At 69.8% G+C, this 8,912-nt stretch carries 7 protein-coding genes; 6 read left to right on the plus strand and 1 reads right to left on the minus strand.

Annotation, left to right across the window (positions count from 1 at the left end; translation table 11 throughout):
• From WCJ52_RS09260 to WCJ52_RS09270, 3 genes are all read left to right on the plus strand, one after another.
• On the plus strand, positions 1–804 hold an 804-nt coding region (locus WCJ52_RS09260; protein ID WP_336903021.1), incomplete at its 5' end, for a hypothetical protein.
• On the plus strand, positions 801–1,832 hold the full coding sequence (locus tag WCJ52_RS09265; RefSeq protein ID WP_336903022.1) for a hypothetical protein: 1,032 nt from the start codon (positions 801–803) through the stop codon (positions 1,830–1,832). The genes WCJ52_RS09260 and WCJ52_RS09265, both read left to right, overlap by 4 nt.
• Entirely contained in the window at positions 1,825–2,925 is a 1,101-nt protein-coding gene (locus WCJ52_RS09270; RefSeq protein WP_336903023.1) for a hypothetical protein, read from the plus strand. The genes WCJ52_RS09265 and WCJ52_RS09270 overlap by 8 nt, the downstream gene beginning before the upstream one ends.
• Here WCJ52_RS09270 and WCJ52_RS09275 read toward each other — a convergent pair.
• Positions 2,908–3,714, minus strand: a complete 807-nt coding sequence (locus WCJ52_RS09275) for a DUF6270 domain-containing protein (RefSeq protein WP_336903024.1) — start codon at positions 3,712–3,714, stop codon at positions 2,908–2,910. The genes WCJ52_RS09270 and WCJ52_RS09275 overlap by 18 nt on opposite strands.
• Positions 3,715–4,007: 293 nt before the next feature.
• Here WCJ52_RS09275 and WCJ52_RS09280 point away from each other — a divergent pair, with 293 nt between their 5' ends.
• From WCJ52_RS09280 to WCJ52_RS09290, 3 genes are all read left to right on the plus strand, one after another.
• Positions 4,008–5,738, plus strand: coding sequence for a type I secretion system permease/ATPase (locus WCJ52_RS09280; protein WP_336903025.1), 1,731 nt, complete (start codon positions 4,008–4,010; stop codon positions 5,736–5,738).
• A complete protein-coding gene (locus WCJ52_RS09285) occupies positions 5,735–7,147 on the plus strand; it encodes an HlyD family type I secretion periplasmic adaptor subunit (RefSeq protein WP_336903026.1) in 1,413 nt (470 codons plus the stop codon). The genes WCJ52_RS09280 and WCJ52_RS09285 overlap by 4 nt, the downstream gene beginning before the upstream one ends.
• A 266-nt stretch (positions 7,148–7,413) precedes the next feature.
• Positions 7,414–8,912, plus strand: a 1,499-nt coding sequence (locus tag WCJ52_RS09290) for a calcium-binding protein (protein ID WP_336903027.1), incomplete at its 3' end; no start/stop codon positions are given.

The following is an 8,912-nucleotide window of genomic DNA, read 5'->3' on the forward strand; positions in this document are numbered from 1 at the left end:
TTCTGGCTGCACGACTTTGCCGGGCTCTGCGCCGGCTATCACCTGATGCGTGACGAGGCCCGGGACTGCGGGGCTCCGCCGGCTGGCAGCGCTGCCTGCCGGGTCTGCGTCTTCGGCCCGGGCCGCGACCTTCACCTCTCCGCCCATCGCCGCCTGTTCGAGGCCCTCGACCTGACCCTGGTGGCCCCCTCCCAGGCAGCCCTCGACACCTGGAGCGCCGCCGCCGACGCGCCGATGGCGGCGGCCGTCCAGGTCCATCCCCACGCCCGGCTGGTTCCCTCGGGCCGGTTCGCGGAATCCGCCGAAGGGCCCCTGACCGTCGCCTTCCTGGGCATGCCCTCGGCCTACAAGGGCTGGCCAGTCTTCACCGACCTGGCCGAGCGGTTCCGGGATGATCCGCGCTACCGGTTCGTGCGCCTGGGGTCGGCCGCCGCGCCGGGGGCACCTGCCGACCACATCGAGGTGTCGGTCACCGCCGACAACCCTCACGCCATGCGCGAGGCCCTCGATTCTGCCCGGGTCGACGTGGCAATCCTCTGGTCCCTGTGCCGGGAGACCTTCTCCTTCGCCGCCTACGAGGCCGCAGCGGCGGGCGCTGCCATCCTGACCGGACCGGACAGCGGCAACATCGCCGCCTTCACCCGGACCGGCGGCCACGGTCTGGTCCTGGCCGATGAAGCGAGCCTGTTCGCCCAGTTCGAATCGGGCGCCGTTCAGTCCCTGTCGCGCAAGGTGCGCCGTCCTGAAATCTGCGAGATCGAGTACAGTGGCATGAGCGTGGATCTGCTGGAGGCCCTGTCGTGAAGGTCCTGGTCTATTCGAGCTTCACCTTCTCCTACCTGAACCGGGCGCGGGTCCTGTTCCAGAGCCTGCGGCGGTTCCATCCGGACTGGGAGACTGTGGCCCTGATCACGGACGAGCCGCCGCCTGGCTTCGTTTTCGACCCCGCCTCCGAGCCCTTCGACCGGGTGGTCTGGGCCAAGGACCTGGGGATCGAGGCCTTCCGGGGCTGGCTCTTCCGGCATGACGTCGTCGAGGTCTGTACGGCGGTTAAAGGGCCCTTCCTGCACCAGGTGTGCGAGGCGGGAGTGGCCGACATCGCCATCTACCTCGATCCGGATACGGCCCTCTTCGCGCCCCTCGATCCCCTGGTGGAGATGCTGCAGCACAACGACATCCTTCTGACGCCGCACCTCATCGACCCCAATGACGACCGCGCCGCCATCCTCGACAACGACCTGTCGGCCTCGCGCACGGGCATCTTCAACCTCGGCTTCGTGGCGATCCGCACCACCGGCGAGGGCGCCCGCTTTGCCCGCTGGTGGAACGATCGCCTGCTGGCCTTCTGCTACGACGACATCCCCAGCGGCCTCTTCGTGGACCAGAAGTGGTGCGACCACGTCCCGGCCCTGTTCGACCGGGTGAAGGTGGTCCGCGATCCCGGCTACAACGTCGCCAGCTGGAATCTGTCGAAGCGCAAGGTGGCCATCACCCGGGACGGCGAGATCCTGGTCAACGGCGCGACCCTGCGCTTCTGGCACTTCACCAAGCTGGGCCCGACGGGCGACGTCATGACCAAGCGCTATGCCGGCGACAACTTCGAGGTCTACGAGGTCTGGCGCTGGTACAAGGAGGCCGTCGGGGCGGCCACCGACCCGGCCATCCCAGAGCGCTGGTGGGCGCACGGACAGTTCGACGACGGCACGCCGATCGCCAAGCCCCAGCGGGTGCTCTACCGCGAGCGTACCGACCTGCAGGCGGCCTTCCCCGACCCCTTCGCGGGCGGCTACCAGGCATGGTGGAAGGCCGAGGGTCCGGGCCGGAATGGCTAGTCCCAAGCCCACCCCCGAGGCCATCCGGCTGTCGGCCTCTGTCGATGCCGCAGCCGTGCGGCTGGCCGCCCTGCGCACCGAGGTCCAGAGGGCGGAGACCGCAGAGGCCCTGGCCCGGCTGCGTCTGGGCGAGGCCCTGGTCGAGGCCCTGTGCGCCCGATCGGTGGCCGAGGCCCGGCTCCGGGCCTCCCTCTTCGACCGGTATCGGACCGCGGCCCTGGCGCTGCGGCGACCGGCCCGGCGCAACCGGCTCCGCCGGCTGGCCGAGAAGGCGCTGGCGCGCTTCGGGGGTCCCGGCCGGGCCCTCGTCCAAGCCTGGGCGGCCCTGGGCGCAGGGGCGGCCCTGTTCGATCCCGATCACTACCGCGCCAACGCCCCCGGGCCGGTCGGCGCCGACCCCCTGGCCCACTACCTAGTGTGGGGCGGCGACGCCCGCCTGTCGCCACATTCCCTTTTCGATTCAGGCTTCTACGCCGATCACAACGCTGATGCCCTGGCCCGGACGGGCCTGACGCCCCTGGACCATTTCCTGCGCGAGGGGGCCGCCGACGGCCGCGATCCGCACCCCCTCTTCAGCCTGGAATGGTATGTCTCCCAGGCCCCCGAACTGGCCGCGACGGGGGAGAATCCGGTGCTCCACTACCTGCGTAGCGGCGCGGCGCGGGGGCTGTCGCCGCACCCCCTCTTCGACCCGGCCTGGGTCCGGGAGGGCGAGGGTGACCTTGTCTGGTACCTCACGGAAGGCTGGCGGCAGGGCGCCTCGCCCCACCCCCTGTTCGACCCCGCCTGGCGGCGGGTCTCGGGGCTGGATACTGGCGAGGCCGAGCCCCTGTCGCGCTTCGTACTGACCGCCAAAGACACCCTGGAAAGCCCAGGTCCCCTCTTTAATTCAAAGGCTTATGCCGAGGCTCGGGGCGAGGCCATGGATCCCGCAAAGGACCCGCTCAGCGACTACCTGGCCGGCGGCGCCTGGGCTGTCCTGGGGCCGGAAGGGCTCCATCCGGCCCTCGCAATGCTGGACGATTCGGATGCTGTCCGCTCAGGAGTGACCCCGGCCGAGGCCCTGGCCCGGCGCTTAAGAGCGGCCACCTAGCTGGCGCCAGATCTCGGCATAGTAGTCGGGGATGTAGTGGAAGGGGCTTAGCCCCCAGACGTGGTCCGGGTCCGAAAGGATCAGGGACTCCGGGGCCCTCACCACTTCCAGGCCGGGCAGGGCGGCGCGGGTGGCGGCGTGCATGCGCGCCAGCCGGGCATTGTGCGCCACCCGCGAGGCGCGCCGGCCCGGGGTGATCTCCAGGTCCGGGTCGAGGGGCTCGATACGTCCCGACGGCGTCTGGAGTGCGTTCGACCACCGCGCCTCATGCAGCACCAGGCGCGTTCCGGAGAGGGCGCCGCCGGGCGCGCAGAGCGTCGCCAGGGCGTCGAGCCCGCGTCGCCAGAGCGTCGCATCCGCCGCGCTGAGGGCGTCGACCCGCCGGAGCGCGTTCCGGGGAAGGAGGGCGTCCCAACCTGAGGTCTCCAGCTCCCAGGAGGCGGTCACCGCGCCCCCTGCCCCGACCAGCAGGTCGAACCGCTCGTCGATGAAATCGAGGATGACGACGTCGGGCCGGAAGGCGGCGAGGCGGGCCAGGGCGGTCTTGGTCAGGTCGGCGCGCAGGGCCTGGGCCGGGTTGGGCCGAAGATCCGGATGCAGCCCGTAGGGCAGGACCATCCCCTGCGGCCGGGCGGCGAACAGGCTCGGCAGGCGGGTCCTCGATACATAGAGAAGGTCGTCAGCCGCAGCGCCCATCATGCGCCACAGGTCGCGGGTCACGCAGCTGCCAAGGATGGCGACGCGCCCACCCCCGGCGAGGGGCGGCACCGAAAGGGACGACCGGCTCATGGTGCCATGAATAGCCCAAGCCGACCTGTGGTGCACAGACCCCGGTGAGGGGGAGCTGTCGGCGCAGCCGACTGAGGGGGTCAGCGGCGACTCGGCTGTCCACCTTCATCCACGAGGGCCAGGCCCTCCGGAGAGGGGGCGTGGCGCCGGCGCCACGACGCCGACGCATTCGGCGCGCTTCCTCCCCGCCTCCGGGAGGCGTACAAGCCCCCTCGCCTAATTCCCTTGCTTTTCGTAAACCTTATGGGGCGATGGTCCGCCCGCCGAACGCCAGGAACGAGCCCAGATCCCGGATGAAGATCTTCAACCCCTTCGCTGACATGCCCGACAACCCCCTGACCCGTGCGGTCAAGGAAGGTCGTCGGCCGCTGATCTATGCGGGCGTCTTCAGCCTGGTCTCGAACCTGCTCTACTTCGCCATGCCGCTCTATACGACGCACATCTATGGCGGCGTCCTGCCGAGCGGGAGCGTGCCGACCCTGCTGGTCCTGACCTTCGGCGTGCTGGTGGCCTTCGCCATGTCGTCGATTATCGACCACTACCGGGCCAAGGTGCTGATCAGCTTCGGCATCCTTTTGGACCAGCGCGTCTCGGCCCACCTCTTCGGGGCCCTGTTCGAGGGCGCCGCCCGGGGCATGCCCCAGGCCCGCAGCCAGGCCCTGCGTGACCTCGACACCTTCCGCCAGATGCTGACCGGCCCGGCCTTCGGCGTCCTGTTCGACCTGCCCTGGATGCCGCTCTTCATGCTGGTGCTGTTCCTGGTCGACCCGGTGATCGGTGCCATCACCCTGATGGGTGCCGTCGTCCTGCTGGGCGTCGCCCTCCTGCAGGACATCCGCACCCGCCCGCTGCTGAAGGAGGCCAATGACGCCGCGCTGCGCAGCTATGGCTTCACCGACCAGGCCCTTAAGAACAATGAGGTGGTCCGCGCCATGGGCCTGACCGAGCCCCTGGCCAAGCGCTGGCGCGTCTTCCGCCAGACCACCATGGACCGCAGCTCCCTGGCCAGCGACGACGCCAGCTTCATGACCAATATCTCCCGGGCCCTGCGCCAGGGGATCCAGGTTTTGATCATCGCCGTCGGCGCCTGGCTGGTGGTGACCGGCAGGATCCACTCAGGCCTGCTCTTCGCCAACATGATCCTGGGCGCCCGCGCCCTGCAGCCCATCGACCGCCTGGTGGGCAGCTGGGACAGCCTGATGAACGGCGGCCGGGCCTTCGAGCGCCTCACGGCGGTGTTCGAGGGCTACCAGGAGCCCCGCCCCGCCACGGCCCTGCCCAAGGCCACGGGCCTGCTGACGGTCGAAGGAGTCAACTTCGCTCCGCCCGGCGCCGGCCGGTTCATCCTCCAGGGGCTGGCCTGCCGGGTCGAGCCCGGCGAGATGCTGGGCGTGATCGGCCCTTCGGGCGCCGGCAAGTCGACCCTGGCCCGCCTGATAGTGGGCATCTGGCCCCCGACCCACGGCTCGATCCGACTGGACGGCGCCGACGTCCACGCCTGGGACCGCTCGGACTTTGGCCGCAATGTCGGCTACCTGCCCCAGGACACCGAGCTCTTCCCTGGTACGGTCCGCGACAATATCGCCCGATTCCGCGATGACATCAGCGACGAGGCGGTGGTCGCCGCCGCCCAGGCCGCCGGCGTGCACGCCCTGATCCTTCGCCTGCCCCAGGGCTACGAGACGGACCTGGGCGAGACCGGCCGCATCCTCTCCGCCGGCCAGCGCCAGCGCGTCGGCCTGGCCCGCGCCCTGGTGGACACGCCGTCCCTGCTGGTGCTGGACGAGCCCAACGCCGCCCTTGACGCCGAGGGCGAAGACGCCCTGCTGTCCGCCCTCGACGCCGCCAAGGCCCGGGGCGCCACCATTGTCCTGGTGGCCCACAAGCCGTCGATCTTCCGCGCCGCTGACAAGATCCTGGTGCTGCGCGATGGCCGGATGGAGGCCTTCGGGCCCCGGGACGCGGTCATGGCCAAGTTCTCCGCCCCCGTCCTGAGGGCCGTGGAAGGCGGAGGCGCCCGATGAACCTCGACCCCCGCCGGTCGTCCTTTGGCAAGCCCCGCAAGGGGCAGGGGCCGATTGACTCCATGCGCAAGTGGATAGAGCCCGCCCTGAGGGTGTCGGACCAGCCCCTCGACCCCGACCTCGAGCGCCGCCTGCGCCGGCCGATGATGACCGGCGCGATCCTGATCGGCGTCTTCGTCCTGGGCGCCCTGCTCTGGGCGGTGCTGGCGCCCCTGGACAGCGCGGTGGTCGCCTCCGGGGTCGTTCGCGTCGAGGAGAACCGCAAGATCCTGCGCCACCGCGAGGGCGGGGTGGTCCGCGCCATCCTGGTGCGGGAGGGGCAGAAGGTGGCCAAGGGCCAGGTCCTCCTGACCATGGATGATATCCAGCCCCGGGCGGCGGTGGACGTCATGCAGAACCAGGTCGACACCTATGCCGCCCAGGTGGCCCGGTTCGAGGCCGAGGCCAACGGCGCCCGCCAGCTGGCCTTTCCCGCCGAGCTGACGGCCCGGGTCTCTGACCCCCGGGTGGCGGCCCTGGTCCGCGACCAGGAGTTCCTCTTCTCCAGCCGGCTCCAGTTCTACGACAGCCAGGCCGACGTCCTGCGCCAGCGCGAGCAGCAGATCGTCTCGCAGATCTCCGGGGTGCGCGCCCAGGTCGTCGCCCTGGACCAGAACGCCGCCCTGACCCAGCAGGAGCTGGACGGCTACAAGACCCTCTATGACAAGGGCTATGCGCCCAGGACCCTGATCCTGCGCTATGAGCGGGCCCTGTCCGACCTGGCCGGCCGCCGGGGCGCCCTGAGCGCCGAGCAGCAGCGCCTGGCCCAGCAGAAGGGCGAGGCCCGCCTGCAGTTGGGTAGCCTCAGCGACCAGCGAATTAGTCAGTCCGCCGAGGGCCTGCGCCAGATGCAGGCCGCCCTGGCCGACGCCCGGCCCAAGCTGGCCGCGGCCCAACAGACCCTGGCCGGCGCCACAGTGCACGCCCCGGTCGACGGCTATGTCCTGAATCTCACACAGTCCACCGTGGGCGGGGTGGTGGCCGCGGGCGAACTGCTGATGGCGGTGGTGCCCTCCGACGTGCCCTTGGCGGTGACGGCGCGAATCAAGACCAGCGACATCGAGGGGATCCACGCCGGCATGCCGGCCCGGGTCAGCCTGACCGCCTTCTCCACCCGCCGGGTTTCGCCCTTTGACGCCGTGGTGACCAACGTCGCCGCCGACGAGATGACCGACGACAAGTCGGGCCTGTCCTTTTACCGGGTTGACCTCAAGATCGACCCCAAGGAGCTGGCAAAGCTGCCCCCGGGCGAGACCGTGACCCCCGGAATGCCCGCCCAGGTGATGATCACCACCGGCCGACGCACGGTGATGGACTATATTGTCTCGCCCCTGAAGGACACGGTGAACGCCGCCCTCCGGGACAAGTGACGCCCCTCTGGCGCCCGGGATTTGGGCACCGTGTCCCGTTTGCATCACACTGCCCAAGAGCCGCAGTTTCCAAGGGGTTTTTGCTGTTGCGGAATTGAATCCTCCGGGCTAAGGCTTGGTCGGGCTCGTTTAACCTTCGTCGTGACAGGTCATGTGATCGTCACGGTCGGGGGGTACGGACCGCCGGAACCCGCCCGATGGAAGTATCCATTAAGGTCGGTGCGCCGGGCATTTCGACGGTCCGCGTCTAACAACTGGAGAGAAGAATGACCGCCTACACCTTCGAGACGATCACCGATGTTCAGGCTGCGGCATTCAATCCGCTGACGGACACCCTCACCTTCACGACCCCCGGCGCAACGGCGACGGCGGTTCAGGTGGCGATCACGGCCGCCAGCGGCGGCGGCGGCTTCCCGCCAGCCCCGGCGGTTCCTGCAACCCAGACCCTGACCTTTGGCGGCGTGTCCCGGGTCTTCGGCTCAGCAACCGCAGCCGGTCTCGCGGGCTCTGGCTTCGCGACGGGCTCGATCATCTTCCCCGACTCCTCCATGCTCTTCGTGGGGACCACGACCGTCGATAACGTCACCGGTTCCAGCGGCAACGACGCCCTGTACGGTGGCGAAGGCGCGGACACTCTGAACGGTAGCCTGGGCAATGACTACCTCCAGGGCAACCAAGGCGCGGACAGCCTGGTTGGCGGCGAGGGCAATGACAGCCTCCTCGGCGGTCAGGGCGATGACACCATCACCACCGGCACGGGCAACAACTACGCCCACGGCAACCTCGGCAACGACGTCGTCACGGGCGGCACGGGTTCCGACACCCTGCTGGGTGGCCAGGGCAATGACAGCCTGATCGCAGACGCCGGCAACAACGTCGTGTTTGGCGACATCGGCGACGATACGGCCTCCGGCACCACGGGTGCCGACACCCTGCTGGGTGGCGACGGCAATGACAGCCTGGCGGGCGGCGACGGCGCGAACTCCCTCGACGGCGGTTCTGGCGCTGACGCCATCACCGGCGGCACGGGCGCGGACGTGATTGTCGGCGGCGCGGACAACGACGTGATCACCGACACCGGCGGCAACAACAGCATCACCGGCGACGCTGGTATTGACAGCATCACGGCGGGCACGGGCAACGACACCATCGGTGGCGGCGACGGCAACGACATCATCGTTGGCGGCGGCGGCGCGGACAGCGTCAACGGCAATTCCGGCGCCGACAGCATCACCGGCGGCACGGGCGCGGACACCCTGCTCGGTGGCCAGGACGCTGACACCATCGTCGGCAGCGACGGCGCTAACTACCTGCATGGCAACGCCGGCAATGACAGCGTCACCGGCGGTACGGGCGCTGACACCCTCCTCGGCGGCCAGGGCAATGACGACCTGGTGGCCGGCGACGGCGCCAACCTCGTGTTCGGCGACCTTGGCAACGACAACCTGACGGGTGGCACGGGCGCTGACACCCTGATCGGCGGCGACGGCAACGATACTTTCGTCCTGGGCTCCGGCTCGGGCGCTGACAGCATCGATGCGGGCGTGGGCAACGACGTGGTCGTGGCCAGCGCTGGCACGGGTGCCTCGGCCATCGTCGGCGGCGCGGGTGATGACAGCATCAGCTCCAACGCCGGGGCCGCCACGGTCACCGGTGATGCGGGCAACGACACGCTGGACGGTTCGGCCAATCCGCTCAGCGGCGAGCCCCGCAACCAGGGCGACTTCGACCTCGTCACCCTGCGCGCCGCCGGTGGCGTCAACAA

This window comes from Phenylobacterium sp. (genome assembly GCF_037138395.1).
In the GTDB taxonomy this organism is placed as follows: Bacteria; Pseudomonadota; Alphaproteobacteria; order Caulobacterales; family Caulobacteraceae; genus Phenylobacterium.

Bases quoted from the DNA above. Each gene is read 5' to 3' on its own strand.
- WCJ52_RS09270 (WP_336903023.1), top strand. From the start codon at position 1,825: ATGGCTAGTCCCAAGCCCACCCCCGAGGCCATCCGGCTGTCGGCCTCT.
- WCJ52_RS09285 (WP_336903026.1), top strand. From the start codon at position 5,735: ATGAACCTCGACCCCCGCCGGTCGTCCTTTGGCAAGCCCCGCAAGGGG.
- WCJ52_RS09280 (WP_336903025.1), top strand. From the start codon at position 4,008: ATGAAGATCTTCAACCCCTTCGCTGACATGCCCGACAACCCCCTGACC.
- WCJ52_RS09275 (WP_336903024.1), bottom strand. From the start codon at position 3,714: ATGAGCCGGTCGTCCCTTTCGGTGCCGCCCCTCGCCGGGGGTGGGCGC.